We start from the raw sequence: 25,790 nt of genomic DNA on the forward strand, positions 1-25,790 counted from the left end.
CCGTTCGGAGCACCCACGTACAACCTCTCCTCACATCCGCGGCCGGACGACGGCCGTGCCCCCCAGTGTTGCCGCCGCCAGCCTGCCTGATCAGCGAAGCCGTGTCACCGGCTCTCACCGTACTGAGCACAACGACGCGGTACCAGGAATGTCACGTAACACGACCGGAACCGTCCAACTGAATACAACCGGGTCATCACCGGCACTTATCGGCGGCGGAGCGAGACGAGATCCGCGGGCGACAGCGTGACGGTGAAGGGCTCGCGCAGGGTGACCGTCTCCTCGCCGCGGGCGAATGCGACCTCCGCATAGCGCCCATCCCGCAAATGCCAGCAACGCAAGACCGGTTCGTCCGGATCGACCACCCAATAGTTCGGACATCCGGCCGCCTGCATACGCGCTCGTTTCAGTTCAAGGTCGAATCGCCTGGTGCTCGGCGAGAAAACCTCGACCGCGAGCACCGGCGGGCCGAACAGGCCGCGGTCGGTCCAGTCCTCGACCCGGGCGATCACCACGTCCGGGATGAGCACGGTGTCCTCGGCCAGCACCACGTCCACCGGCGCGGGCAGGATCTCCAGCCCGTCCGGGCAGTGCGGCTCCAGCGCCATGATCAACCGCAGGATGGCGCGCTGGTGGAGTGGGCGGGGTGACGGGCTCACGGTGAGCACCCCGTCCACCAACTCGTAGCGGTGACCGTCATGAGGCATCGCCTCCAGGTCCAGCCGCGTCAAGGGCCTGCTGTGGGGAAGCGCGGGGACACTACCCATGGTGGCTGCCCTCCCGCTCGCGATCCACCCTCGTTGCAGGGCGGTGACCTGGTCAGACCCGCGTGCCGGGCACGGGAGTTGCGAGTGTATCGACTCGACCGGGGTAGCCGCGGGCGGCAAGTTCCCCAGAGAGCCGAGCGTGGGCTACACGCAGCTACCGGAGCGCCACCAGTCGCCCAGCCGATCGGCCGATTCATCACCGAACGGGTTCACTCCCCGCCCACAGGCAAGTGCGTGTGCAACTTGTACGTGCAAGCACTTGACCCGGTCCGGCATGCCGCCCGCGGTGACCTTCGTGCCCAGCGGCTCGATCGAGTCGCGCTCGGCGAGATAGCTCTCGTGCGCCTTCAGGTACTGGTCAGCAAGGCCCTGGTCGGCTTCGAGGCGGTCGGTCATCTCCTTCATCAGACCGGAGGCCTCCTGGGTGCCCAACATCGAGTTCACCCTGGGGCAGGTCGAGTAGTACATGGTGGGGAACGGGGTGCCGTCGTCCAACCGGGGGTTCGTCTGGAGCACCGCCGGGTTGCCACACGGACAGCGGTACGCCACCGCCCGCACACCTCGCGGCGACCGGCCCAGCTGCGCGGTCACCGCCGCGCGGTCGGCCTCGGTCAGCTCCTCCCGCACCGGCGGCACGTCCAGCCCCAGGCGCGGTTTTTCCTCACTCACGAACCACTCCCGGTGATCGATTCCCACAGCTGGTCGTACCACGGTTTGTCGCTCTTGCGCTGCTCCGACTCCTCGGGCGCGGCCGGGGTGGCCGGCTGCGGCAGCTGCACGACGTAAGGCGTCTCGCCGGGCCGCACGTAGCGCAGCCTGCGCCTGGCCTCGGCCTCGATCTGGGTCGGGTCGGAGAGCTGGGTCTTGCGCTCCTCGAGCTGCTTGGCCTGCTCGTTGAGCTGCCGGACCTTCTCGATCTCGGCCTGCATCTCCGACTTCTGGCTCCAGTAGTTGCGCAGCGGCACCGCGATGGACAGCGTCAGCGCGCAGGCGATGATCGCCAGCAGCGCCGCCCGCCGCGTGGAGGACAGCTTGAACGCGCCCCCCGGCCCCGCGGTCGGCCTGCGCGACCTGCCGCCTGGGGCGCCGCGGCGGGTGGTCTCGCTGCGCTCCCTGGCGGCCCGGTCCCGGGCCGGGCGGACCTCCTCGGTGGAGGAGGCCGCCGCGGCGCCGGTCCGGTCCTGCCGTTGCCACTTGCGGCGCGCGCGCTCCGGCCGTCGCGCCGAGGAGGCGGAGGAGTTCTCCGTCCGCCTGCGCCGCCGCTCCCTGTCGTGCTCGCGCCCCGCCACCGGGCTCAGCCCTGGCTGTCCGGGGTGAAGCGCGGGAACGCCAGCTCGCCCGCGTAGCGCGCCGCGTCGCCGAGGGTCTCCTCGATCCGCAGCAGCTGGTTGTACTTGGCCACCCGCTCGCTGCGGGCCGGCGCGCCGGTCTTGATCTGACCGCAGTTGGCCGCCACCGCGAGGTCGGCGATGGTGGTGTCCTCGGTCTCGCCGGAGCGGTGGCTCATCATGCTGCGGTAGCCGCAGGACTGCGCCAGGCTGATCGTGTCCAGCGTCTCGGACAGGGTGCCGATCTGGTTGACCTTCACCAGCACCGCGTTCGCCGCGCGGCGGGCGATGCCCTCCTCCAGGCGCTCCTGGTTGGTGACGAACAGGTCGTCGCCGACGATCTGCACGCGGTCGCCGATCTCCTTGGTCAGCTGCACCCAGCCGTCCCAGTCGTCCTCCGACAGCGGGTCCTCAAGGGAGATCAGCGGGTAGTTGTTGAGCAGCTCGGTGTAGTACCCGGTCATCTGCTCGGCGCTGCGCTTGTTCTTCTCGAAGTGGTACGCGCCGTCCTTGTAGAACTCGGTGGCGGCCACGTCCATCGCCAGACCGAAGTCGCGGCCGAGGCGGAACCCGGCCTTCTCGATCGCCACCGCGATCAGGTCCAGCGCGTCCCGGTTGCTGGGCAGGTTCGGCGCGAAGCCGCCCTCGTCACCGAGGCCGGTGGCCAGGCCCTTGGCCTTGAGCACCGACTTGAGCGCGTGGTAGACCTCCACGCCCCAGCGCAGCGCCTCCCGGAAGCTCTCCGCGCCGATCGGCGCGATCATGAACTCCTGCACGTCGACATCGCTGTCGGCGTGCGCGCCACCGTTGATGATGTTCATCATCGGCACCGGCAGCACGTGCGCGTTCGGGCCGCCGACGTAGCGGAACAGCTCCAGCCCGCTGGACTCGGCGGCGGCCTTGGCCACCGCGAGCGAGACGCCGAGGATGGCGTTCGCGCCGAGCCGGGACTTGTCCGGGGTGCCGTCCAGGTCGACCAGCTTCTGGTCCACCACCCGCTGCTCCACGGCCTCGATGCCGACCAGCTCGGGGCCGATCTCGTCGAGCACCGCGGTCACGGCCTTCTCTACGCCCTTGCCGAGGTACCGGTTGCTGTCGCCGTCACGCAGCTCGACCGCCTCGTGCTCGCCCGTGGACGCGCCAGAGGGCACGGCCGCGCGGGCCAGCGTGCCGTCGTCCAGTGCGACCTCGACCTCGACGGTGGGGTTGCCACGAGAGTCCAGGATCTCGCGGGCGCCTACCTGTTCGATGACCGCCACGTGCGCTCTCCTTAATCACCCAGCCTGGGACTTGACCACTGCCGAGCCTAGCCGGAGCCCGGCACCGCCCCTGCGGCCAGGATGACGGTTGTGCGGACAAAAATCGGGATTTCGCTCTTCGGCGGCGTGGAGGGCCCGACTCGTGTGGATCACGGCCCGGATGGCGGGCGCGCGATCGAGCGAGAAGACGTACCGTGGGGTGACTATGACCGAGGGCACCTTCGAGGCTTATCGCAGGGCGGAGTCGCTCCTGGCCGCGAACCGGCCGCTGGACGCGCTGCGCCAGCTGGAGCCCGTCCTGGAGTCCGATCCGGAGCTGCCCAGTGTTCATCTGCTGGCCGCCAGGTGTTATCTGCACTCCGCGCAGCTGACCAGGGCCGAGCGGGGCTTCCGCCGGGTGCTGGAGCTGGATCCCACCGACCACTACGCCCGGTTCGCGCTGGGCCGGACCCTGCAACGGCAGAGCAGGCTGTCCGAGGCGATCACCCAGCTGCGGATGGCCGCGGCCATGCACCCGACGCCGGACTACCTGGAGGCGGTCAACGAGGTGCGGGCCCGGATCATGCTGCGGGAGAAGGACACCGGCACCTGAGTCAGCGCTGGCCGAGGCTGCCGCGGGCGTACCGGTCGGCCAGGCCGAAGACCTTCTGGCCGTACTCCACCGAGTTGTTGTAGGTGAAGGTGGCCGCCCACCAGTCCTTGCCGGTGCCCAGGTCCCGGTTGCTCGCGCACAGGTAGCGGCCCGCGGCCACCGCGGCGTCGTCGATGTCTTGCGGGTCGGCCTTGCCGTCCCCGTCGGCGTCGGCAGCGAAGCGCTTCCAGGTGGCCGGGATGAACTGCATCGGCCCGACCGCCCGGTCCCACTGGGTGTCGCCGTCGAGCTGGCCCTTGTCGGTGTCCGGGATGGCCTTGAAACCCGGTGAGCCGTCCAGCGGCACGCCGATGATCGGCTTGGACGGACGGCCGTCGTCCTGCAGGGTGGCGCCGCCGTAGCGGTTGTGGTTGGACTCGATCCGGCCGATCGCGGCGATGGTGGCCCAGGTGATCCGGCAGCGCGGCTTCTCCTTGCGCAGGGTCAGGTCGGCCACCGCGTAGGCCCGTAACGCGCGGGCGGGCACCTCGATGGCCTCGCTGACCCGGCCTGCCCACTCGCCGATCGGGTCCGGGGCCTGACCGCCCTGGGCGGTCGGTGGCGGCTGGCGGTCCGGCAGCACCTCGCCGGGCACCGCGGAGCCGGGTTCCACCGGCACCGCCACGATCGGCGGCTCGACCCGGCGCGGGGTCCGGTCCGGCTCCAGGAACTGGGTCAGCGACCAGACGCCCGCACCCGCGACCCCGATCACCACACCGGCGATGACCAGCCGGATCGCCAGGCCGCCGCGGCGGGGCGGCGGCTCTGGGACGGGCGTCGGCGCGGACGGCGGAGCGGGGGTGACCACGACCCCAGGCTACGCACGTTCCGCACCGGGCCGGTAAGACCGATATCCGCGCAGGTCAGCGGGCCGCGATCAGGCCTTGCGGCTGTTGCGGCCGTAGTGGTCGGCCCGGTCCAGCACGTCCTGGCCGTAGCGGCGGCTCTCGTTGTAGGTGGTCACCGCGCGCCACCAGCCCTCCGGCGTGCCCAGGTCGCCGCCGCTGGCGCACAGGTAGCGGGCGGCGGAGAGGGCGGCGTCGTCCAGGTCGTCGGGGTCGGTGCGGCCGTCGGAGTCCGCGTCGGTCCCCCAGTCCTTCCAGGTGGTGGGGATGAACTGGAGCGGGCCCATGGCGCGGTCCCACACGGTGTCGCCGTCCAGCTGCCCGCCGTCGGTGTCCTTGATCGCCTTCACCCCTGGCCGCCCGTCCAGCGGGATGCCGCGGATGTCGGCGGTGGGGCGGGCGGAGGCGTCCAGCTTGGCGCCGTTGAACCGGCCGTGGTTGGACTCCACCTGCCCGATGCCGGCCAGCGCGGTCCAGGTGATCCGGCAGGCGGGCTGCTCGGCGGCGGTGACGGCGGCGGCGTAGCCGTAGGCCTCCAGCGCGGCCTTGGGCACGTTGAGCTTCATCGAGTGCGCGGCGGCCCACTCGGCCAGCTGCGCCTGCGGCCGCACACCGGGCGCGGGCGCGGCCAGCGCGGGCAGCTGCACGCCGCCGTCGGGCGGGGCCAGCGCGGACGGCAGCTTGAGCTCGGCCACCGGGGGCTGCTTCGCCACCGGGCCGGCCAGCTCGCCGCGCACCGCGAGCGCGCCGAGCACGGCGAGGGCGGTGCCCGTGGCGCCGAGCAACAGGAACGCCCAGCGTCGCTCGCTACGGGTGTGGCCGTCGGGGTTCATCGCCACCCAGTGTGCCTGGGAACGCGCTCAAGGTCATCGTTGGCCCCCACGGCGGGTCACGAATTAGGTTTGATTAACCCGATCAGGGGTAGTCCTTCTCGCCCGTTCAGCCGGTCGAGTTGTCTCCGTGTGCCTTGCCGCTGGGCTGTTCGGTGGGCCAGAACCGGTGCCAGCCCGCCGCGTCCAGGGTCGCCGGGTCCACGCCGGCGGCGCGGGCGGCGGCCTCGGCGGCGCGCAGGGTGACCGCGAAGCCGCGGGCCACCGCGCGCAGCTCGGACTCCGGGTCGGCCCCGGCCAGCTTGGCCTTGGCGGCCAGTGCGAACAGCCCGGAACCGGTGTCCGCACCGGAGGGCATCAGGTCGGCGGGAACCCGGGCCCGGCCGGCGCGCTGGGCGAGCTTGGCGGCCAGGGACACCGCGGGCTGGCCGAGGGCGACCCCGTCCACCGCGGACTGCCTGCGCTTCTCGGCCTGCTTGAGCTCCTCCCAGCGCTGCTGCTGGGTGTGGCTGTCCCGCACCGCGGGGTCGCCGTCCTCGGCGAAGACGTGCGGGTGGCGGCCGACCAGCTTGGTCACCAGCTCGGTGGCCACCTCGTCGATGGTGAACGGGTCCGCCGCGTCCTCCTCGGCCACCCTGGCGTGGAAGAGCACCTGGAGCAGCACATCACCGAGCTCCTCGCGCAGCGCCGCCCGGTCGCCGTCCTCGATCGCCTCCAGCAGCTCGTAGGTCTCCTCGAGCAGGTACTGGCGCAGCGAGTCGTGGGTCTGCTCGGCGTCCCACGGGCAGCCGCCGGGCGAGCGCAGCCGGTGCATCACCTGGGCCGCCTCGACCAGCCCGGCGCCGCGCGGCTCCGGGGTGCCGATCAGCTTGGCCCCGGCCCGCACCAGCGCGGCCGCGGCCGGGCCCTCGGCGTCCAGGGTCAGCAGCACCACCGGCCCGCGCCCGGCCTCAGCCAGCAGCTCGGCCACCGGCGGCGGGGCCGGGAAGCCCAGCTCGGCCGGGTCGGCGTAGACCTCGGCCGCGGTGCGCAGCGCGGGCACCGCGGCCAGCGGTAAGACCGCGCCGAGCCGCTCGCTGAGCAGGACGACGGCGCAGTCCTGGGCCACGGGGGTCACTGCTGCGAGTCGCCCCTGCTCACGCTGAAGCTGCTGCCGGGGATGCGCGGGTCGCGGACCCGCTTGTCCACCGCGGTCTCGGTGCCCGCCCACTCGCCGTAGCGCGGGTTGAGCCGCACGCCCAGCTCGTTGGCGTAGTAGGAGACGACGATCTGGCCGACCGCCTCCAGACCGGTCAGGTTGAGCTGCTCGGCCAGGCCGCCCTGGGTGGGCGCGCCCGCGACCGGCCGGTCCGTCCTGGACTTGACCCTGGCCACCAGCCACTGGCCGTTGCCGGTCTGCTCACCGGAGTTCAGCGACAGCGCCACCGCGTCGCCCGGCTTGACCGTGAACAGCGGCAGCAGCACCGCCGGGTTCTGCTGCTGGAGGATGGTCTGGAAGGTGAACTTCTGGTTCAGCCGGACCGTCTCCGCGCTCTGCCCGGTCTGCGGGTTCGGCGGCTGGCCCGCGGTGTCCTTGCGCACCAGCGCGGCCGCGGCCTCGTCGCTGCGCGCCATCTCCTTGGCCTTGGCCTGCGCCTCGGTGTAGGTGGCGGCGTTGGTGAAGTCCAGCACCACCGCGAGGTGGTCGGCGAACTTGCGCCCGATGCCCACGCTGAGCAGCTGGGCGCGCACGGCCTGGTCGATGTTGTCCATCGTGTCCAGGCTCTTGGCCACCACCTGCTCGCGGCCGCCGGCCTGCTCGATCGCCTGTTCCTTCTGGTCCTCGGCGTAGGTCACGCCCTCCTTGGCGGCGACCTGCCTGATCAGCTCGCGGGTGATCGCGATGCTGGCCTGGCGCCTGCCGAGGGTGGCCATCTGGTTGCCCTCGCGCTGCTGCTTGGCGTCGGCCGGGTTGGCCTTGAGCCAGGCGTCGAACCGCTGCTGGACCGCCTCGACCGGGATGGTGGTGTCCCCGATGACGGCCGCGGCGCCGGCCTTCGCGGGACCGCCGCAGCCGGTCAGGAACAGGCCCGCGGTGATCGACACGGCGACCAGGCGGGTGCGAGTCATGGCCTTCGTCACAGCTCCGTACCTTCTCACGATCGGGTGGCGCAGGTTCGTACGAGTCTTGCCCATCAGGCCCTTCCCGCCCCAACGGGGGTACCTGGAGTGGCCCCGACGAGGTTGTGCAGGAACTGGGCGCACCAGTCCAGCAGCTCGCGGTCGCGCAGCGGCGGCGCGCCCATCCGGCCGCCGGCCGGTCCCTCGGTCGGCCTGGGCACGTTCACCTGGCGGGTGGCCGGCTTGTGCAGCGCCTTGGGGTAGAGCCGCTTGAGCCGGATGGTCTGCGAGTCGCGCAGCTCCATCGGCGCGAACCGGATCTGGCTGCCCTGCAACGCGATCTCGGTGACCCCGTGCTCGCGGCAGGTCTGGCGCAGGGTGGAGACCGCCAGCAGGTGCTCCACCGCCTTGGGCAGCGGGCCGTAGCGGTCGGCCAGCTCCTCGCGCACCGCGTCCAGGTCGGCACCGCTGGCCGCCGCGGCGATCTTGCGGTAGGCCTCCAGCCGCAGCCGCTCGCCGGGCACGTACTCGTGCGGGATGTGCGCGTCCACCGGCAGCTCGATCCGCACGTCGGCCAGCTCGGCCTCCTCGCTCTCGCCCTCCCCGGCCCCGGCGTGCTTGCGGAAGGCGTCCACCGCCTCGCCGACCAGTCGCACGTACAGGTCGAAGCCGACACCGGCGATGTGCCCGGACTGCTCCGCGCCGAGGATGTTGCCGGCGCCGCGGATCTCCAGGTCCTTCATGGCCACCGCCATGCCCGAGCCCAGCTCGGAGTTCTGCGCGATGGTGGCCAGCCGGTCGTGCGCCTGCTCGGTGAGCGGGGCCTCCGGCGGGTAGAGGAAGTAGGCGTAGCCGCGTTCCCTGGCCCGGCCGACCCGGCCGCGCAGCTGGTGCAGCTGGGACAGGCCGAGCAGGTCGCCGCGCTCCACGATGAGGGTGTTGGCGTTGGAGATGTCCAGGCCGGTCTCCACGATGGTGGTGCAGACCAGGACGTCGTACTCCTTCTCCCAGAAGCCCTCGATGATCTTCTCCAGCTTGTCCTCGTTCATCTGCCCGTGCGCGGTGACCACCCTGGCCTCCGGCACCAGCTCGCGGATCTTGCGCGCCGCCTTCTCGATGGTGCTGACCCGGTTGTGCACGTAGAAGACCTGGCCGTCGCGCAGCAGCTCGCGCCGGATGGCCGCGCCGACCTGCTTGTCGTTGTGCGCGCCCACGTAGGTCAGCACCGGGTGCCGCTCCTCCGGCGGGGTGAGGATGGTGGACATCTCGCGGATGCCGGCCAGGCTCATCTCCAGCGTGCGCGGGATCGGGGTGGCCGACATGGTGAGCACGTCCACGTGCGTGCGCAGGGACTTGATGTGCTCCTTGTGCTCGACCCCGAAGCGCTGCTCCTCGTCCACGATGACCAGGCCGAGGTCCTTGTAGCGCACGTTCTTCTGCAACAGCCGGTGGGTGCCGATGACGATGTCCACGCTGCCGTCGGCCAGCCCGGTCAGCACCTTCTCCGCTTCCATCGTGTCGGTGAAGCGGGACATGCCCTTGACCGTGACCGGGAAGGCGCGCATCCGCTCGGTGAAGGTGTTCAGGTGCTGCTGGCCGAGCAGCGTGGTGGGCACCAGCACCACCACCTGCTTGCCGTCCTGCACCGCCTTGAACGCCGCGCGCACCGCGATCTCGGTCTTGCCGTAGCCGACGTCGCCGCAGATCACCCGGTCCATCGGCACCGGGCGGCGCATGTCCGCCTTGACCTCGTCGATGGCCGCCATCTGGTCCGGGGTCTCGGTGAACGGGAAGGCGTCCTCCAGCTCCCGCTGCCACGGGGTGTCCTCGCCGAAGGCGTGGCCGGGCGCGGACTGCCGGGCCGCGTAGAGCTGCACCAGCTCGGCCGCGATCTGCTTGACCGCCTTGCGCGCCTTGGCCTTGGTCGCCTTCCAGTCCGAGCCGCCGAGCTTGTTCAGCGCGGGCAGCTCGCCGCCGACGTAGCGGGAGACGTCGTCGAGCTGGTCGGTGGGCACGAACAGCCGGTCGCCCGGCTGGCCGCGCTTGCTGGAGGCGTACTCCAGCACCAGGTACTCGCGGGTGGCGCCCTGCACGGTGCGCTGCACCATCTCCACGTACTTGCCGATGCCGTGCTGCTCGTGCACCACGAAGTCGCCCGCCTTGAGCGCCAGCGGGTCCACCGCGTTGCGGCGGCGGGAGGGCATCCGGCGCATGTCCTTGGTGGAGGTGCCGCCGCGGCCGCCGGTGAGGTCGGTCTCGGTGAGCACCACCAGCGCCGGGTCGGTCAGCACGAAGCCGTCCTCCAGCGCGCCGCGGACCACGGTGACCAGTCCGGGCGGCGGGGCCTCCGGCAGGCCGTGCTCGGCCCAGCGACAGGGCACCTCGGCCTCGCTGAGCTGTTCGCAGGCGCGCTGGCCGGTGCCGGTGCCGGGCACCACGAGCACCGCGGCGCCCCCGCTGGCGGCGTGCGCGCGCAGGTCGGCGAAGGCCCGCTCCACCTCGCCGCGGTAGGCCTCCACCTGGCGCACGTCCAGCCGGATGGGGCGGCGCTCGCCGTCCACGTCGTCGGTGGTGAGCTGGCTCAGCGACCACCACGGGCGGCCGGTGTCGCGGGCGTGCTCGGCCACCTCGGACAGGCTGCGGTAGGCCGAGGCGCCCAGGTCGATCGGGGCCTTGCCGCCGCTGGCCGCGGCCATCCAGGAGGCCTCCAGGAACTCCTGGCCGGTGCGCACCAGGTCGTGCGCGCGGGTGCGCACCTTCTCCGGGTCGGCCACCAGCACGTGCGTGCCGACCGGGACCACGTCGGTGAGCAGCTCCAGCTCGCCGGGCAGCAGCGCGGGCAGCAGCGCCTCCATGCCCTCGCACGGGATGCCGTTGGCGATCTTCTCCAGCATCTCGGCCAGCTGCGGGTCGCCGGTGTGCTCCTCGACCAGGCCTGCCGCGCGGGCGCGCACCTGCTCGGTGATCAGCAGCTCCCGGCAGGGCGGGGCGAACAGCTCCGGCACCGCGTCGGTCAGCGAGCGCTGGTCGGCCACGGCGAAGGCGCGGATCTCGGTGACCTCATCGCCCCAGAACTCCAGCCGCACCGGGTGTTCGGCGGTGGGCGGGAAGACGTCCAGGATGCCGCCGCGCACGGCGAACTCGCCGCGCTTCTCCACCATGTCCACCCGCACGTAGGCCAGCTGGACGAACCGCTCGACCAGCTCGGCGAAGTCGTGCTCGGAGCCCACCCGCAGCCGCACCGGCTGCAGCTCGCCGAGGCCGGGGGCCATCGGCTGGATCAGGCTGCGCACGGTGGCCACCACCACCCGCAGCGGCCCGAACTCCTCGGGGTGGGCCAGCCTGCGCAGGATGGACAGCCGCCCGCCGACGGTGTCCGCGCGCGGGGAGAGCCGTTCGTGCGGCAGCGTCTCCCAGGACGGGAAGACCGCCACGGTGTCCTCGCCGAGCAGGTCGCCGAGCGCGCGGCCCAGCTCCTCGGCCTCGCGGCCGGTGGCGGTGATCACCAGCACCATCCGGCCCGCGCCGGCCGGGGCGGGCGCGGCCAGGGTGGCCACCACCAGCGGCCGGGCCGAGGCCGGGCCCTCCAGCTCCAGGTCGTGGGCGCCGACCGAGGTGACAACCCTGCGCATGGCCTCGGAGGTCGAGCTGGCGGTGAGCAGGCCGGCGAGCGGCGCGGAGGTGGTCATGGCGGAGTGCGGTCCCCTCGGTGTTCGAACGCGAGACAGACCTCTGCCCGGGATCAGCGCCCCCGGGGAGGGGTCTCGTTGGTCAGCCTACGTCGGCCGCGCGATCGTCGCCCGCGGCCCACCACTCGGCCAGGCCCGGCGCGATCCCGGCGGAGACGACCAGGCTCAGGTTGAAGCTGACCGGGATGAGCAGGTACCCGAGCAGGACCACGCCCACCAGCACCGGGATCCGCCACCACCGACGGATGAGCGCCCGCCCCATCCGCCGCAGGTTCGCACCGATGGCCTTCATCGCCGGGCCAGCGAGTCCAGGATGCCCGCCACCTCGTCCGGGCGGGACAGGAAACCGATGTGGCTGCCCGCGGCGGTGTGCACGTCGAAGGGGTGCTCCGGGTTGGCCGCGTCCGCGTCCGCGATGAACAGGTCCTGCCAGGCGGGCGGGTGCAGCCGGTCCTCGGCCAGCCGGACGTAGCTGCGCGGCACCCGGCCCCAGGTCGCCGGGTCCAGGCTGGTGTCGCCCTGGGTGATGTGCAGCGACTCGTCCGGGTCCAGGGTGTTCAGCGCGGCCAGGAACTCGGCCTCGGTGCCCTCGGCGAACATGGCCTCGTGCACCGCGGCCAGCGCCTCCGGATCGGCGATGCGCCAGTTCATCCGGATCACCCCGGCGGTCATCGGGTCGGCCGCGAGCACGTGGGCGCCGACCGCGGCGGCCTGGCTGTCGGCGTACTCCGGGGCGCTCAGGTAGTCGGCCACCGGCCGGGTGCAGCACCAGGCGGAGATGTAGACGATCCGGTCCAGCAGCTCGGGCACCGCGTTGCCCACGCCGCCGAGGGTGAACCCGCCGAGGCTGTGCCCGACCAGGATCACCGGCCCGTGCTCGGCGGCCCTGCGCACCACCGCGACGGTGTGCTCGACGTAGTCCGCCAGGGTCACCGAGGTCATCGGCGAGGGCGCGGCGGCGAACGCGGCGAGGTCCTGCGGGGCCTGGTACGCCGGGAGGAACCCGGCCTGGAAGCCGTGCCCCGGCAGGTCCACGGCGAGGCAACGGTGGCCGCGCAGCGCGAGTTCCCGTTGCACGGCGGACCAGCTGAAGGAGTTGGCGTTGGAGCCGTGCACGAGCACGAACGTGGGTGTCACCGGCGCAGCCTGCCACGCGCCATCCGTTGTGCCCTACCGATTTGTCGGACCCCGTCGCTAGTTTCGGGCGGTCCGGCAGAAGCCGGGGGGATCACTGGGGAAAGGGCTCACATGTCTGCCACACCATGGGGTCGGGTCGTGCTGCGCGGAGCCGGGGTGACCGTCGCGATGGCCGCCGCGGGCCTGCTGACCGCCACCGCCGCGCTCGCGGCGCCGACCAAGGCCGCCGAGCGGACGGCGGTCACCTCCTACGAGTTCGTCAGCCAGTCCGGCGACTGGGTCGGCGGCGGCCAGACCCGCTCGTACCAGGCGCCGACCGACAAGTTCCGGTTCACCGGCAACGCCGAGTACCTGACGCTGTCGGTGGACTCCGCCGACGGCCGCGAGTGGTGGTCGGTCACGCTGGCCGCGCCCAAGGGCGAGCGGCTGCGGCCGGGGATCTACCGGGACGCCGAACGCGCCCCGTTCCGCACCGGGCGCGCGCCCGGCCTGGACGTGGGCGGCACCGGCCGCGGCTGCAACCAGGTCTGGGGCCAGTTCGCCATCGACCAGATCGAGACCGACAGCAGCGGCGCGGTCAGCGTGCTGGAGGCCAGCTTCACCCAGAACTGCGACGGCCCGAACGCACCGGCGCTCAACGGCAAGGTGAAGTACCAGGCCTTCCCGCTGGGCTACAAGTTCGCCAGCGACCCCGGTGACTACATCGGCGGCGGCGTGAGCAAGGCCTACTCCGGCTCCACCACGGTGTTCACCATGAGCGGCACCGTGGCCAACGGCCTGAGCCTGGGCGTCTCCGGGCAGCGCGACGGCTGGCACGTGGAGCTGGCCGCCCCGCGCGGTGAGTCGCTGAAGGTGGGCAAGTACCTGGACGCGCAGCGGTCCGCCTTCCGCGAGGACGGGCACCCCGGCATCGACATCGGCGGCAACGGGCGCGGCTGCAACAAGATCAGCGGCTCGTTCGAGATCACCGAGCTGGTGACCAATCCGGACGGCACGGTGAAGGCGCTGGCCGCGACCGTGGAGCAGCACTGCGAGGGCGGCACGCCCGCGCTGCGCGCCACGATCAACTACTACGCCTGAGCCGAGCCGGCGTTCACGGCGAGACCACAGCCGATGCCGCACCCTGGGGCGCATGAACTCGCGGCTCGCGGTCATCGGTGTGGCGGTCCTGCTCACGGCGGGCTGCGCGGGCGGGGTGGGCGGCACCGCGCCGTCCACCTCGCCCGCGCCGGGCCTGGCGGTGGAGGTGGTCACCGACAAGCTCACGCACGGCTGGGAGATCGGCTTCCTGCCCGGCGGCCAGGTGCTCGTCAGCCAGCGGCCGGGACGGCTCACCCTGCTGTCCGGGTCCAAGCCGGGGGCCACCGCCACCGAGGTCAGCGCCGACTTCGCCGACGTGCTGGTGCGCGGCGAGGGTGGCCTGATGGGCCTGGTGGTGCACCCGGACTTCGCCACCTCGCGCAAGTTCACCACCTGCCAGACCCACCAGCAGGGCGACCGGGCGGTGGACGTCCGCCTGGTCACCTGGACGCTGGCCGCGGACGGCCGCAGCGCCGCCAGGAACCCCGAGCCGCTGCTCACCGGACTGCCGGTGACCGCGAGCGGGCGGCACTCCGGCTGCCGCCTCCAGCTGGCCCCCGACGGCGCGCTGCTGGTCGGCACCGGCGACGCGGCGCAGCCGGCGGCCGCGCAGGACCGGCAGGGGCTGGGCGGCAAGGTGCTGCGGATCGACCTGAACACCGGCGCGCCCGCGCCGGGCAACCCGTTCGCCGGCTCCGGCAACGCCAGGGAGCGGCTGATCTACAGCTTCGGGCACCGCAACGTGCAGGGCCTGGCGGTGCGGCCGGGCGGGGACCAGGTCTTCGCCGCCGAGCACGGGCCGGCCCGCGACGACGAGGTCAACCTGGTCAAGGCAGGCGCCAACTACGGCTGGGACCCGTCCCAGGGCGGCACGGTGACCAGCTATGACGAGAGCGTGCCGATGACCGACACGGAGCGGTTCCCGGACGCGGTGCCCTCGGTGTGGAGCTCGGGCGGGAGCACCGTGGCGGTGTGCGCGGCGGACTTCCTCAGCGGCGCGGACTGGGGCGAGCTGGACGGCGTGCTGGCCGTGACCACGCTCAAGGGCAGCAAGCTGCTGTTGCTCAGCCTGGACGAGGCGGGCGCGGTCAAGTCGGTGGCCGCGCCCAAGGAGCTGGACGACACGCACGGCCGGTTGCGCGCGGCCCGGCGCGGCCCCGACGGCGCGCTGTACGTGACCACCAGCAACGGCACCGGGGACAAGCTGCTGCGGATCACCCGGCGCTGAGCGCGGGCGAGGTGTTGCGCAGCCCGCGCACGCTGCGGCTGCCCAGCATGAACAGCGTGGCCAGCGCGATCACCCCGGCCGCGGCGAACAGCGTCTCGGTGACCCCGAAGGCGTGCGCGGCCGGTCCGATCGCGATCTCGCCGATGGGCACCGCGAGGAAGGAGCCGATCGCGTCGTAGGAGTACACCCTGGCCAGCCGGTCGGCCGGGATGTGCTGCTGCATCGAGGTCTCCCAGGCCACCCCGAACTGCTCCAGCCCGACCCCGGCCAGGAAGGCCATGATCACCAGCGTCCAGGTCTGCGGGCTGATCGCCAGGGTCAGCGGCAGCACCACGTCCAGCAGCATGCAGGCGCAGCCGACGAACAGCAGCCTGCGCACCCGCAACCGCATCGCGATCACCGCGCCCACCGCCATGCCCGCGGTCTGCGCGGCCAGCACCAGCCCCCAGGCCGAGCGGCCGATGGTGGCGTCGGCCACCGCGGGGCCGAGCACCTGGAGCACGCCGACCACGGCCGCGTTGAGGAACATGAACCCGACCACGACCACCCAGACCCAGCGCCGGGAGACGAACTCCCGCCAGCCCTCGGCCAGCTCCCGGACCATGCTGGTGCGCTCGGTGGCTGGCGCGGCCCTGGGCACCCGGATCAGCAGGAAGCACAGCCCGGCCAGCGCGAAGGTCAGCGCGTCCAGCGCCAGCCCCCAGCCCGGCCCGACCACCGCGACCAGCAGCCCGCCTGCCGAAGCGCCGACGATCTTGCTGCTGCTCACGCCGAGCCGGACCAGCGCGTTGGCCTGCTGCCAGGACTTGGCCGGCGCGGTCTGCGGGGTGATCGCGGCCGAGGCGGGCCAGGAGAAGGCCACCGCCACGCCGTTGATCGCGGCCAGCACCGCCACCACCGGCACCGTGGCCGACCCGGTGATCACCAGGAAGGCCAGCGCGCCCTGGCTGAGCGCGCTCACCGCGCTGCTGCCCACCAGCACCAGGTGCCGGGGCAGCCGGTCGGCGACCACGCCGCCGAAGAGCAGGGAGAGCACGGACATGAACGAGCGCAGGCCCACGACCAGCCCGAGGGAGACGACCGAGCCGGTGAGGTCGAGCACGGCGAAGGCCAGCGCGATGGTGGCCACCGAGTCACCCAGCTGAGTGATCACCCGTCCCGCGGTCAGCAGCCGGAACGCGGGGTACCGCAGGGGCGCGAACACCCGGTCAAGTTACCGAGAGATGGTCAGTTTCGGCGCTGGATCCAGGTGTGACAAACCCTTCCAGGACAGGTTGACCAGGTGCGCGGCCACCTCTTCCTTCTTGGGCTTGCGCACCTCCAGCCACCACTGCCCGGTGAGCGCGACCATGCCGACCAGCGCCTGGGCGTAGAGCCCGGCCAGCTTGGGGTCGTAGCCGCGCGCGGAGAAGTGCAGGCCGAGGATGTGCTCGACCTGGCTGGCGATGTCGTTGAGCAGGCTGGAGAAGCTGCCGGTCGCACTGGCCACCGGTGAGTCCCGGACCAGGATGCGGAACCCGTCGGTGGACTCCTCGATGTAGTCCAGCAACGCGGTGGCGGCGTGTTCCAGCAGCTCACGGGGGTGCGTGGCCTGGGAGAGCGCGCCGATGACGCCTTCCAGCAGGAGGTCCATCTCGCGGTCCACGACCACCGCGTAGAGCCCTTCCTTGCCCCCGAAGTGCTCGTACACCACCGGCTTGGACACCCCGGCGCGATGCGCGATCTCCTCGATGCTGGCCGCGTCATAGCCCTTTTCGGCGAACAACGCCCGACCGACCTCGAGCAGCTGCTGCCGCCGCTCCTTGCCGGTCATACGCACGCGCGCTGGCGGGCGCGCTGCGGCGACATCCGTCTGCGCCCGCTCGCGTCGTCGTGCTGCCATCACTCCCACCCTAGATGCTTTCCCGCCAACAAGACGTCGGCGGCCCAGTTCACGCCACTGGTGAACTGGGCCGCCAACCCAAAACTGCCGGTAAGACCGCCCCCAACCAACCCCGGCCAACCCACCGCGAAGAACCCAGCAACAACCTCTTGCGAAAGAGGCGTGGCGCGCCAGCGACACGCCGGGCTCTGAACTCAGCGGTGGGGTTGATTTTTTCGCGTCGCACGTTCGTGACCCCGGCACTCCGAAGCTTGCTTCGCGTGTGCCGGGGTCACGAACGTGCGACTCAGGAGCGAAAAAATCTCGCGCGCGGAGCGCGCCAATGTCTCAGTGCGCAGCTTCGGTAACCGTGATCCGCGCCAAGCGCTGCTCCGTCGGCCACCGCACCGAGTAAGCCCACCCGAGCTTCTCGAAGATCCAAATGATCCGAGCGGAGGTGTCCAGCTGCCACTTCCGCACCCCGTGCCGGGCGCAGGTCGGGTCGGCGTGGTGCAGGTTGTGCCAGGACTCGCCGAAGCTCAGGATCGCCAGCGGCCAGAAGTTCGCCGCCTTGTCCTTGGACTTGAACGGCCGGTCGCCGATCAGGTGGCAGATCGAGTTGGTCGACCAGGTCACGTGGTGCAGGAAGCCGACCCGGACGATGCCCGCCCAGAAAAACGCGGTCAGCGCGCCCCACCAGGACCAGGTGATCAAGCCGCCCAGCACGCCCGGCAGCACGAAGGTGAGCAGGGTGAACAGGAAGAAGAACCGGTCGACCGAGCGGATGTCCTTGTCCGCGAGCAGGTCAGGCGCGAACCGCTCGGCGTTGGTCTTGTCCCGGTTGAGCGTCCAGCCCATGTGCGCGTGCCAGAAGCCCTTGGTCAGGCCCCACGGCGTGGTGCCGTGCAGCCACGGCGAGTGCGGGTCGCCCTCCTTGTCGGAGAAGGCGTGGTGCCGCCGGTGGTCGGCCACCCAGTGCAGGATCGAGCCCTGCACCGCCATCATCCCGGCCACGGCCAGGCCGATCCGCAGTGGGCGCTTGGCCTTGAACGAGCCGTGCGTGAAGTGCCGATGGAAACCGATCGTCACGCCGAGGCCGGAGAGGTAGTAGAAGAACACGGCGAGGCCGATGTCCACCCAGCCCAGTCCCCACCCCCAGGCCAGCGGCACGGCCGCGATCAGCGCCAGGGTCGGCAGGATCACGAAGGCACAGATGGTGATGTGCGCGGTGGTGGAGCGCGGCGCTCCCAGCATTGGCTTGGGGCCGCGCGTGGCGTCCTCGGTGGTGGTGGGAGTCTCGACGGTGGTCGTCATTCGATAGCTACCTCAGCGATGTGGGGGAAGGTCGAGGCGGTTCGGCACCCAACTTACGGGACCGTAACTTACGCCAGCGTAAGTAAGGCCAACCCAACTCGCCAGACCACGTGTCACAGGTCTCGGTGTGTCTGGTTCCCCGGGCGTGTCGGTTCACGCGGATCTGACCCCAAGCTCACCTGAACGGCGCTAGCTCGACATGATCAGGACAATGCGCTGGTGGAGAACACCTCGGTCCGCCTGGACCCACCAGCCGCGCCGCCCCGGTCCCGCCGCACCGGACGGCGGATCGTGGCGGCGGTGCTGGCCACCCTGCTGACGCTCACCCTGGGCGCGGGCGCGGTCGGCTGGTACTACAGCGGGGAGCTGCTCGTCCCCTACTCGGGTGAACCGCAGTTCCGGGACACCGTGCTGGCCAGCACCAGCGCGACGGTGACCCTGGCGGACACCGAGAACTCCCGGCAGCCGGGCACGTTCACGCTGGTCTGGCCGGGTGGCGCGGCCAGGGTCGGGGAGATCACCCGACGTTCCGGCGAGCAGGTGGAGCGGCAGCTCACCGGCGGCGTGCCGGTGCCGGTCGGCACCAAGGTGCGCTTCGACAACGACGTGTTCAACGGCGACCCCAAGCAGGCCCTCGGACTGGACTTCAGCACCGTGTCCGTGGCCTCCGAGCTGGGCCCGATGCCGGCCTGGCTGGTGCGGCCGGAGCCCGCTAAGGACACCGGGCTGTGGGTGGTGCAGGTGCACGGGCGGGGCGCCAGCAGGGACGAGACGCTGCGCGTGGTGCCGGCACTCCGGAAACTCGGATTGGCCAGTCTTTCGGTTACTTACCGCAATGACAAAGGCGCGCCAATTTCACCCGATGGGCTGTATCACCTGGGCGACTCAGAATGGCGGGACGCGGAAGAGGCGGTGCGGTTCGCGTTGCGGAACGGGGCCCGCCGGGTGGTGCTGTTCGGTTACTCGATGGGCGGGGCCATCATCGGCCAGCTGCTGGCCCGCTCCCCGCTGGCCGGGCAGGTGGCCGCGGTCGTGCTGGACGCACCCGTGCTGAGCTGGCGGAAGACCCTGGACTGGCAGGCCGGTGAGCGGGGCCTGCCGCAGTTCCTGACCCCGATCGCGGAGGTGGTCTCCCGCTGGCGCTCCGGCATCGACTTCGACCGGCTGGAGCTGATCGAGCGCCCGCCCGCGACCAAGCCGCCCACCCTGCTCATCCACGGCGCGGCCGACGGCACGGTGCCCGTGCAGGCCAGCCGCGACCTGGCCGAACAGGCCAGGCGGCTGGGCTGGCCGCTGGAGTACCAGGAGGTCCCCGGCGCCGACCACGTGGCCGCGTGGAACCTGAATCCCGCCGCCTACGAGCAGCGGATCAGCGGTTTCCTCAGCCGGACGCTCGCCCTGCCCCCGGCCTGACCTGCGCGGCGACCGCGCAGGGGCCACGGTCCGGAACTCGCCAACCTGATGTTCATTTGTGGCAAACCCAGCCGGATGTCACAGCGCGCGGGCCGGATATGTAACGATGTCCGGGCGGACGCGCAGCCGGTGTCCGTGATCCGCCGTGGTGTAACGGCAGCACCTCGGATTTTGGTTCCGATGGTCCAGGTTCGAATCCTGGCGGCGGAGCGGTGCGGACTCGGGGGAGGGTCCAACCCGAACGGTGGACAACCGGCGGCTATGCGACACGTCAGTAAGGGGGTGTGCGCCACTGTCCTCGGAAACGGTCGACAGGCGGGACGGCCCCTTGCCCACGCGTTCTGAGCTCTCCGAAGCGTGGTTGGTGGGGCGTGCCCGCGAACTGTCCGCCGTCGCGCAGAACAGCGAGCTGGGCACCCAGCTCAACGCCGCCCAGGAGACCGACGAGCTGCTCACCGAGGCCCAGCGGCGCGGTGAGCCCTGGATGGTCGGCGAGATCCTGCGCTGCGCCGCCGTGGTCCGCCTGGTCACCCCCAGCATCGCCGACGACGCGGAGCCGTTGCTGGAGGAGATGATCGCGCACACCCGCAGGCACGGGCTGCTCGTGCTGGAGGCCGACGCGCACGCGCTGTCCGGCCGCCGCGCGCTGATGGCCGACCGCGAGGACGCCGCGCTCTCCTCCATCGCCAAGGCGCTGGCCATGCTCGACGACGAACCCGCCCCCGACGCGCTGCTGCCGCGCCGCCAGTGGGACCGGCTGCTGGTCTCCGCGCTGGTCGACATCGGCCTGGTGCTCACCCAGCTCGGCGTCTACGACATGGCCGACCGGGAGCTGGCCAAGGCCAACCAGCACATCCGGCACTCCGGCGGCCCGCACGACATCGCGGTGCACCTGATCAACCGGGTCCGGCTGCAGCTGGGCTGGGGCCTGCGGCTGGAGCGGGTGGACAAGGACGAGGACGCGGTGGACCGCTTCGCCACCGCCTCGGCCATCGCGGTCGCGGTGGAGGGGCCGTGGCGGGAGTCGCTGTTCCCGCGCCGCACCGACCTGCCCGCGGCCGCCCAGGTGCCGGTGCTCGGCGCCGCGCACGCGCTGGCCCGGCCGGGGCTCGAGCACGTGGACCGGCTCAAGGAGCTGCTCGACGTGTCCATGTACCCGCCCGAGCTGATCATGACCTCGATCGCGCTGGCGCGCTCCCTGGCCGAGGGCGACCGGCACGAGGAGGCGCTCTCCGCGCTGACCAAGGTGCGCATGCAGCTGGAGCACGACACCTCCGAGCCCTCGCTGCGGCTGTGCCTGGTGCGCGAGTTCGCCCGGCTGTCCGGGCCGGACTCCAGGGCCACCAACACCGCGCTCTCGGAGTACGCCAACGAGCTGGAGAACGAGCTGTGGGGGCTGGCCCGCACCCGTGAGTCCACCCTGCGCACCCGGCTGGACCACGAGCGGCTGACCCGCAAGCACGGCGCGATGGCCCAGCAGGCGCTGCAGGACCCGCTCACCGGCCTGCCCAACCGGCGCGCGCTGGACGAGCGGATGGACACCCTGTTCAACGCGCCGGGCGCCTACCCGCTGTCCATCGCGCTGATCGACCTGGACGGGTTCAAGGGCGTCAACGACCGGTACTCCCATGCCGAGGGCGACGACGTGCTGCGCGCGGTGGCCAGCACGATCAGGGACGCGCTGCGCGGGGACGACCTGGTGGCCCGCTACGGCGGCGACGAGTTCGTGGTGCTGCTGCCGGGCGCGCCCATCTCGGCCGCCGAGGCCGCGCTGAACCGCGCGGTGGACGCGGTCGACCGGCTGCCGGCGCACCTGTCGCGGGGGGTCACCCTCTCCATCGGCGTCGTCGCCGTGTTCCCGCAGGAAAGCCCAGGTCAAGCGTTGTCCAGGGCGGACTCGGCGATGTACTGCGCCAAGCGCGAGGGCGGCAACCGGGTCTCCGGCGGCCCGGCCGAGAGCCCGCTGGACAGCTACAGCCACCCCGGACTGCTCCCGCCGGTCGCACCATAGGGTGTGTCCGCTGGGGCGCGCACGCGATCGCCGGGCCCAAGTCGTTCCGGACGGCACCGCCGGAACAGCCGAGTACGCCCAGTACGAGGCTGCTCCGACGGCACCGTCCGGAACGACTTGGACTCCGGCGCTCACGCACGCGCCCCAGCGGACACACCCTAGGATCGTCGGGGCGCGGCCCCCCGTCGCGGGGTGGTCCGCACCTCGACCTCCACACGACGGCAGGCAGGGAGATCCACCCCATGCTCCAGGGCGACGTCGGCCCCATCACCGCGATCGTGCTCGCCGCTGGCGAAGGCACTCGCATGCGCTCGGCCACCCCGAAGGTGCTGCACCGGCTGGCCGGTCGCACCCTCGTCGAACACGCGGTGCGCGCCGCGGCCGAGCTGGGCCCCGACCACCTCGCGGTGGTGGTCGGGCACGGCAGGGAGGCGGTGCGGGACCACCTCGACACCGTCGGCAAGGCGCTGGACCGGGAGGTCCGGACCGCGGTGCAGGAACAGCGCAACGGCACCGGGCACGCGGTCAGCTGCGCGCTGGAGGCGCTGCCGGCCGACCTGGCCGGGGTGGTCGTGGTGACCTACGGCGACGTGCCGCTGCTGGACGCGGAGACCCTGCGCGGCCTGCTCGCCGAGCACCGGCACGCGGGCAACGCGGTCACCGTGCTCACCGCCAAGGTGGCCGACCCGACCGGTTACGGCCGGATCGTGCGGGACACCACCGGGGTGGTGACCGCGATCGTGGAGCAGAAGGACGCCGACGAGGCGCAGCGGGCCATCCAGGAGATCAACTCCGGGGTGTACGCCTTCGACGCGGACGTGCTGCGCGGCGCGATCGGCAGGCTGTCCACCGACAACGCCCAGGGCGAGCTGTACCTGACCGACGTGCTCGCCATCGCCCGCGGCGACGGGCTGCGGGTGGGCGCGCTGGTCAGCGGGGACGCCTGGCTGGTGGAGGGCGTCAACGACCGGGTGCAGCTGGCCAGGCTGGGCGCGGAGCTGAACCGGCGGCTGCTGGAGCGCTGGATGCGCGAGGGCGTCACCGTGATCGACCCGGCCTCGGTGTGGCTGGACGCGGACGTGGTGCTGGCCCGCGACGTCACCCTGCACCCCGGCGTGCAGCTGCGCGAGGGCGTGCGGGTCGGCGAGGGCGCGGAGATCGGCCCGGACACCACGCTGGCCGACTCGGTGGTGGAGGCAGGCGCGAAGGTCATCCGCACGCACGGTTCCGGCGCGGTGATCGGGGAGAACGCCGTGGTCGGGCCGTTCGCCTACCTGCGGCCGGGCAGCAGGCTCGGGGTCAAGGGCAAGATCGGCGCCTTCGTGGAGACCAAGAACGCGACCATCGGCGAGGGCTCCAAGGTGCCGCATCTCACGTACGTGGGGGATGCCACGATCGGTGAGTTCTCCAACATCGGCGCCGCTTCAGTTTTCGTGAACTACGACGGCGTCAGCAAGCACCACACGACGATCGGCTCGCACTGCCGCACGGGCTCGGACACCATGTTCATCGCGCCTGTGACCATTGGCGATGGGGCCTACACGGCGGCCGGGTCGGTGATCACCAACGACGTGCCGCCGGGGGCCATGGCGGTGGCAAGGGCCAAGCAGCGGAACATCACCGGATGGGTGGAGCGCAAGCGCCCCGGCACCGCCGCGGCTGATGCTGCCGCGCGAGCACTCGCTGTCACCAGCGATGATGGGGGCAAACACCAGCCAAACGGGGAGTGAAATGACCGTGAGCGCGATGTCGGCGACCCCCAAGAAGAGCTTGATGCTCTTCTCCGGGCGCAGCCACCCCGAGTTGGCCGACGAGGTGGCCAAGCACCTGGACGTGACGGTGACCCCGCAGGCGGCCTACGAGTTCGCCAACGGGGAGATCTTCGTCCGGTTCGAGGAGTCGGTGCGCGGGTGCGACGCGTTCGTCATCCAGAGCCACTGCGAGCCGATCAACACCTGGGTGATGGAACAGCTGATCATGGTGGACGCGCTCAAGCGCGCCAGCGCCAAGCGGATCACCGTGATCATGCCGTTCTACCCGTACGCCAGGCAGGACAAGAAGCACCGCGGCCGGGAGCCGATCTCGGCCCGGCTGATCGCCGACCTGTTCAAGGTGGCCGGGGCTGACCGGATCATGACCGTGGACCTGCACACCGCGCAGATCCAGGGCTTCTTCGACGGTCCGGTGGACCACCTGCTGGCGATGCGGCTGCTCGCCGACTACGTGGGCGAGAAGTACTCGGGGCGGGACATCACGGTCGTCTCCCCCGACTCCGGCCGCACCAAGCTCGCGGAGAAGTGGGCGGACACCCTGGGCGGCTGCCCGATCGCCTTCATCCACAAGACCCGCGACCCGCTCAAGCCGAACGAGGTGGTGGCCAACCGGGTGGTCGGCGAGGTGCGCGGGCGGCTGTGCGTGGTGATCGACGACATGGTCGACACCGGCGGCACCATCGCCAAGGCGGCCGACCAGCTGCGGGCCGAGGGCGCGGCGGACGTGATCATCGCGGCCACCCACGGCATCCTCAGCAACAACGCGCCGAAGAAGCTCACCGAGTGCGGCGCCAGCGAGGTCATCTTCACCAACACGCTGCCCATCCCGCCGGAGAAGCAGTTCCCCGGCCTGAAGGTGCTCAGCATCGCCCCGCTGCTGGCCAAGGCCATCCACGCGGTGTTCGAGGACGGCTCGGTGACCAGCCTGTTCGACGGTCACGCCTGAGCCTTCCCGGCTCGTTTCGTCACGCGCCGGGCGCCCCGTCCCAGGGGTGCCCGGCGCGTGTTTCGTAAGGGGTGCCCGGCCGGAGGACCCGGATGGCGGTACCCCCGATTGGGACCTGCGGCCAGCACAGGCATACACTGGTTGGGTTGCCTCGGCGAGGGTGTTCTTCTCGCGGCTCCGTGATCGACGCGGCGGCGTTCAATCGCCGCGCGTTGTCATTTCTTTGCCGCGCTGGGTACGCCGCCGCAGGTCACCACACACGACTGAGATTTATTCTGCCCGACGTCATGCAAGGAGAGCATCGCCGTGTCCGAGGTCCGTCTCGCAGCAGAGCCGCGCACCGAGTTCGGCAAGGGCGCCGCTCGCCGTACCCGCCGCGCTGGAAAAATTCCCGCGGTGCTTTACGGCCACGGTTCCGACCCGAAGCACGTAGCCCTTCCGGCCCTGGAGTTCGCCCGCGTCGTGCGTGAGCACGGCACCAACGCGGTGCTGACCCTGGACCTGGGCGGTGCCGCCAACGAACTGGCGCTCACCAAGACCGTCACCACCCACCCGCTGAAGAACTACATCGAGCACGTCGACCTGCTGCTGGTCAAGCGGGGCGAGAAGGTCACCGTCGAGGTGCTGCTGGTCGTCACCGGCGACGCCGTGCCCGGTGCCCTGGTCACCCAGGAGATCTCCCAGCTCCTGGTCGAGGCCGACGCGCTGAACATCCCCGAGCAGGTCGAGGTCTCGATCGCGGGCGTCCAGCCGGGCACCCAGATCCACGCCTCGGACGTGCCCCTGCCCGAGGGCGTCACCCTGGGCATCGACCCGGAGGCCCTCGTGGTCAACGTGGTCGCCGCGCCGACCGCCGAGCAGATGGAGGGTGGCGCCGAGGAAACGGCCGCCGCCGCCGAAACCACCGAGAGCTGAGCCCTCGACGTCGGGCATCATGCTGGACGGCGCGCTGCCCCACCCGGGGCGGCGCGCCGTTGGCATCTGAGGAGGGACACCGGTGAGCGAGGACGACCTGTTGCTGGTGGTGGGTCTGGGCAACCCCGGCCCGCAGTACGAGGGCAACCGGCACAACATCGGCTTCCTGGTGCTGGACGAGCTGGCCGGCCGGGCAGGCGGCAAGTTCAAGGCGCACAAGGGCGGCGCGGCCGTCCTGGAGGGCAGGCTGGGCGGCGCCAGGGTGGTGCTGGCCAAGCCACGCTCCTACATGAACCTCTCCGGCGGCGCGGTCGCGGGCACCGCGCGCTTCTACAAGGTCGACCCGGCCCGGATCGTGGTCGTGCACGACGAGCTGGACCTGCCCTTCGGCACCATCCGGCTCAAGCTCGGCGGTGGCGAGAACGGCCACAACGGGCTCCGGTCCATCTCCAAGTCGCTGGCCACCAAGGACTACCTGCGGGCCCGCTTCGGCATCGGTCGTCCGCCCGGCCGCCAGGACCCGGCCGACTTCGTGCTGAAGGACTTCTCCAGCGTGGAGCGCAAGGAGCTGGCCTTCCTGATCGACCAGTGCGCGGACGCGGTCGAGTCACTGGCCGCCGAGGGCCTGGAAGCCGCGCAGAACCGCTTCCACGCGCTGTAGCGG

The 25,790-nt window shown here is 71.7% G+C and carries 23 protein-coding genes and 1 tRNA gene; 10 read left to right on the forward strand and 14 right to left on the reverse strand.

The window, feature by feature from the left end; translation table 11 throughout:
- Positions 1-206 precede the first annotated feature (206 nt).
- From M8C13_RS15265 to eno, 4 genes are all read right to left on the reverse strand, one after another.
- Entirely contained in the window at positions 207-767 is a 561-nt protein-coding gene (locus M8C13_RS15265) for a Uma2 family endonuclease (RefSeq protein WP_308202800.1), read from the reverse strand.
- A 144-nt stretch (positions 768-911) separates the two neighbouring features.
- Positions 912-1,436 (reverse strand): DUF501 domain-containing protein, encoded by a 525-nt coding sequence (locus M8C13_RS15270; RefSeq protein ID WP_252481238.1) that lies wholly within the window; start codon positions 1,434-1,436, stop codon positions 912-914.
- Entirely contained in the window at positions 1,433-2,056 is a 624-nt protein-coding gene (locus M8C13_RS45435) for a septum formation initiator family protein (RefSeq protein ID WP_252481239.1), read from the reverse strand. Before M8C13_RS45435 ends, M8C13_RS15270 begins: the two co-directional genes overlap by 4 nt.
- A gap of 5 nt (positions 2,057-2,061) precedes the next feature.
- Positions 2,062-3,354 carry a phosphopyruvate hydratase gene (eno, locus tag M8C13_RS15280; protein WP_252481240.1) on the reverse strand — a complete coding sequence of 431 codons (1,293 nt, stop codon included), beginning with the start codon at positions 3,352-3,354 and terminating at the stop codon, positions 2,062-2,064.
- A gap of 205 nt (positions 3,355-3,559) precedes the next feature.
- Here eno and M8C13_RS15285 point away from each other — a divergent pair, with 205 nt between their 5' ends.
- The gene (locus tag M8C13_RS15285; protein ID WP_252481241.1) at positions 3,560-3,946 is read left to right on the forward strand and encodes a tetratricopeptide repeat protein; all 387 of its coding nucleotides are present in this window, start codon (positions 3,560-3,562) and stop codon (positions 3,944-3,946) included.
- Position 3,947: 1 nt separating this feature from the next.
- On the opposite strand, the gene M8C13_RS15290 is transcribed toward M8C13_RS15285, so the two are convergent.
- The 7 genes from M8C13_RS15290 to M8C13_RS15320 all read right to left on the reverse strand — a co-directional run bounded on the left by M8C13_RS15290 (position 3,948) and on the right by M8C13_RS15320 (position 12,586).
- Complete coding sequence (locus M8C13_RS15290) at positions 3,948-4,793, reverse strand: lytic murein transglycosylase (RefSeq protein WP_252481242.1); 846 nt, start codon at positions 4,791-4,793, stop codon at positions 3,948-3,950.
- Positions 4,794-4,862: 69 nt separating this feature from the next.
- Complete coding sequence (locus M8C13_RS15295) at positions 4,863-5,663, reverse strand: lytic murein transglycosylase (protein WP_252481243.1); 801 nt, start codon at positions 5,661-5,663, stop codon at positions 4,863-4,865.
- A 106-nt stretch (positions 5,664-5,769) separates the two neighbouring features.
- Positions 5,770-6,768 carry a MazG family protein gene (locus M8C13_RS15300; RefSeq protein WP_252481244.1) on the reverse strand — a complete coding sequence of 333 codons (999 nt, stop codon included), beginning with the start codon at positions 6,766-6,768 and terminating at the stop codon, positions 5,770-5,772.
- Between the two features lie 5 nt (positions 6,769-6,773).
- On the reverse strand, positions 6,774-7,769 hold the full coding sequence (locus M8C13_RS15305) for a hypothetical protein (RefSeq protein WP_252481245.1): 996 nt from the start codon (positions 7,767-7,769) through the stop codon (positions 6,774-6,776).
- A gap of 65 nt (positions 7,770-7,834) precedes the next feature.
- Positions 7,835-11,449, reverse strand: coding sequence for a transcription-repair coupling factor (gene mfd, locus M8C13_RS15310; RefSeq protein ID WP_252481246.1), 3,615 nt, complete (start codon positions 11,447-11,449; stop codon positions 7,835-7,837).
- Between the two features lie 82 nt (positions 11,450-11,531).
- Positions 11,532-11,741: a hypothetical protein gene (locus tag M8C13_RS15315; protein ID WP_252481247.1), complete on the reverse strand. Its 210-nt coding sequence runs from the start codon at positions 11,739-11,741 to the stop codon at positions 11,532-11,534.
- Positions 11,738-12,586 carry an alpha/beta hydrolase gene (locus M8C13_RS15320; protein WP_252481248.1) on the reverse strand — a complete coding sequence of 283 codons (849 nt, stop codon included), beginning with the start codon at positions 12,584-12,586 and terminating at the stop codon, positions 11,738-11,740. The genes M8C13_RS15315 and M8C13_RS15320 overlap by 4 nt, the downstream gene beginning before the upstream one ends.
- 156 nt (positions 12,587-12,742) lie before the next feature.
- On the opposite strand from M8C13_RS15320, the gene M8C13_RS15325 reads away from it, so the two are divergent.
- Complete coding sequence (locus tag M8C13_RS15325; RefSeq protein ID WP_252481249.1) at positions 12,743-13,666, forward strand: hypothetical protein; 924 nt, start codon at positions 12,743-12,745, stop codon at positions 13,664-13,666.
- Positions 13,667-13,718: 52 nt separating this feature from the next.
- Positions 13,719-14,894 (forward strand): sorbosone dehydrogenase family protein, encoded by a 1,176-nt coding sequence (locus M8C13_RS15330; protein ID WP_252481250.1) that lies wholly within the window; start codon positions 13,719-13,721, stop codon positions 14,892-14,894.
- On the opposite strand, the gene M8C13_RS15335 is transcribed toward M8C13_RS15330, so the two are convergent.
- The 3 genes from M8C13_RS15335 to M8C13_RS15345 all read right to left on the reverse strand — a co-directional run bounded on the left by M8C13_RS15335 (position 14,881) and on the right by M8C13_RS15345 (position 18,069).
- On the reverse strand, positions 14,881-16,098 hold the full coding sequence (locus M8C13_RS15335) for an MFS transporter (protein WP_252481251.1): 1,218 nt from the start codon (positions 16,096-16,098) through the stop codon (positions 14,881-14,883). The genes M8C13_RS15330 and M8C13_RS15335 overlap by 14 nt on opposite strands.
- 9 nt (positions 16,099-16,107) lie before the next feature.
- Positions 16,108-16,707 (reverse strand): TetR/AcrR family transcriptional regulator, encoded by a 600-nt coding sequence (locus tag M8C13_RS15340; RefSeq protein ID WP_252481303.1) that lies wholly within the window; start codon positions 16,705-16,707, stop codon positions 16,108-16,110.
- 396 nt (positions 16,708-17,103) lie between these two features.
- Positions 17,104-18,069: an acyl-CoA desaturase gene (locus tag M8C13_RS15345; RefSeq protein ID WP_252481252.1), complete on the reverse strand. Its 966-nt coding sequence runs from the start codon at positions 18,067-18,069 to the stop codon at positions 17,104-17,106.
- 219 nt (positions 18,070-18,288) lie between these two features.
- Here M8C13_RS15345 and M8C13_RS15350 point away from each other — a divergent pair, with 219 nt between their 5' ends.
- The 7 genes from M8C13_RS15350 (at position 18,289) to pth (ending at position 25,787) form a co-directional block, all read left to right on the forward strand.
- Positions 18,289-19,482: a S9 family peptidase gene (locus M8C13_RS15350; RefSeq protein WP_252481253.1), complete on the forward strand. Its 1,194-nt coding sequence runs from the start codon at positions 18,289-18,291 to the stop codon at positions 19,480-19,482.
- Positions 19,483-19,621: 139 nt separating this feature from the next.
- A tRNA-Gln gene (locus M8C13_RS15355) sits at positions 19,622-19,692 on the forward strand.
- A gap of 118 nt (positions 19,693-19,810) precedes the next feature.
- A complete protein-coding gene (locus M8C13_RS15360; RefSeq protein ID WP_252481254.1) occupies positions 19,811-21,493 on the forward strand; it encodes a diguanylate cyclase in 1,683 nt (560 codons plus the stop codon).
- Between the two features lie 242 nt (positions 21,494-21,735).
- A complete protein-coding gene (gene glmU / locus M8C13_RS15365) occupies positions 21,736-23,223 on the forward strand; it encodes a bifunctional UDP-N-acetylglucosamine diphosphorylase/glucosamine-1-phosphate N-acetyltransferase GlmU (RefSeq protein ID WP_252481255.1) in 1,488 nt (495 codons plus the stop codon).
- A gap of 16 nt (positions 23,224-23,239) precedes the next feature.
- The gene (locus tag M8C13_RS15370) at positions 23,240-24,211 is read left to right on the forward strand and encodes a ribose-phosphate diphosphokinase (RefSeq protein WP_252481256.1); all 972 of its coding nucleotides are present in this window, start codon (positions 23,240-23,242) and stop codon (positions 24,209-24,211) included.
- A gap of 306 nt (positions 24,212-24,517) precedes the next feature.
- Positions 24,518-25,126 (forward strand): 50S ribosomal protein L25/general stress protein Ctc, encoded by a 609-nt coding sequence (locus M8C13_RS15375; protein ID WP_252481257.1) that lies wholly within the window; start codon positions 24,518-24,520, stop codon positions 25,124-25,126.
- 82 nt (positions 25,127-25,208) lie between these two features.
- Positions 25,209-25,787: an aminoacyl-tRNA hydrolase gene (gene pth, locus M8C13_RS15380; RefSeq protein ID WP_252481258.1), complete on the forward strand. Its 579-nt coding sequence runs from the start codon at positions 25,209-25,211 to the stop codon at positions 25,785-25,787.
- The last annotated feature ends 3 nt before the right edge of the window (positions 25,788-25,790 follow it).

Source organism: Crossiella sp. SN42, assembly GCF_023897065.1.
Classification (GTDB): Bacteria; Actinomycetota; Actinomycetes; order Mycobacteriales; family Pseudonocardiaceae; genus Crossiella.

Excerpts from the sequence above, each read along its gene's own strand:
- M8C13_RS15285 (WP_252481241.1), top strand. The coding sequence starts at position 3,560 with ATGACCGAGGGCACCTTCGAGGCTTATCGCAGGGCGGAGTCGCTCCTG.
- glmU (WP_252481255.1), top strand. The coding sequence starts at position 21,736 with ATGCTCCAGGGCGACGTCGGCCCCATCACCGCGATCGTGCTCGCCGCT.
- M8C13_RS15345 (WP_252481252.1), bottom strand. The coding sequence starts at position 18,069 with ATGACGACCACCGTCGAGACTCCCACCACCACCGAGGACGCCACGCGC.
- M8C13_RS15295 (WP_252481243.1), bottom strand. The coding sequence starts at position 5,663 with ATGAACCCCGACGGCCACACCCGTAGCGAGCGACGCTGGGCGTTCCTG.
- M8C13_RS15305 (WP_252481245.1), bottom strand. The coding sequence starts at position 7,769 with ATGACTCGCACCCGCCTGGTCGCCGTGTCGATCACCGCGGGCCTGTTC.
- M8C13_RS15315 (WP_252481247.1), bottom strand. The coding sequence starts at position 11,741 with ATGAAGGCCATCGGTGCGAACCTGCGGCGGATGGGGCGGGCGCTCATC.
- mfd (WP_252481246.1), bottom strand. The coding sequence starts at position 11,449 with ATGACCACCTCCGCGCCGCTCGCCGGCCTGCTCACCGCCAGCTCGACC.
- M8C13_RS15340 (WP_252481303.1), bottom strand. The coding sequence starts at position 16,707 with ATGACCGGCAAGGAGCGGCGGCAGCAGCTGCTCGAGGTCGGTCGGGCG.
- M8C13_RS15330 (WP_252481250.1), top strand. The coding sequence starts at position 13,719 with ATGAACTCGCGGCTCGCGGTCATCGGTGTGGCGGTCCTGCTCACGGCG.
- M8C13_RS15370 (WP_252481256.1), top strand. The coding sequence starts at position 23,240 with ATGTCGGCGACCCCCAAGAAGAGCTTGATGCTCTTCTCCGGGCGCAGC.
- M8C13_RS15265 (WP_308202800.1), bottom strand. The coding sequence starts at position 767 with ATGGGTAGTGTCCCCGCGCTTCCCCACAGCAGGCCCTTGACGCGGCTG.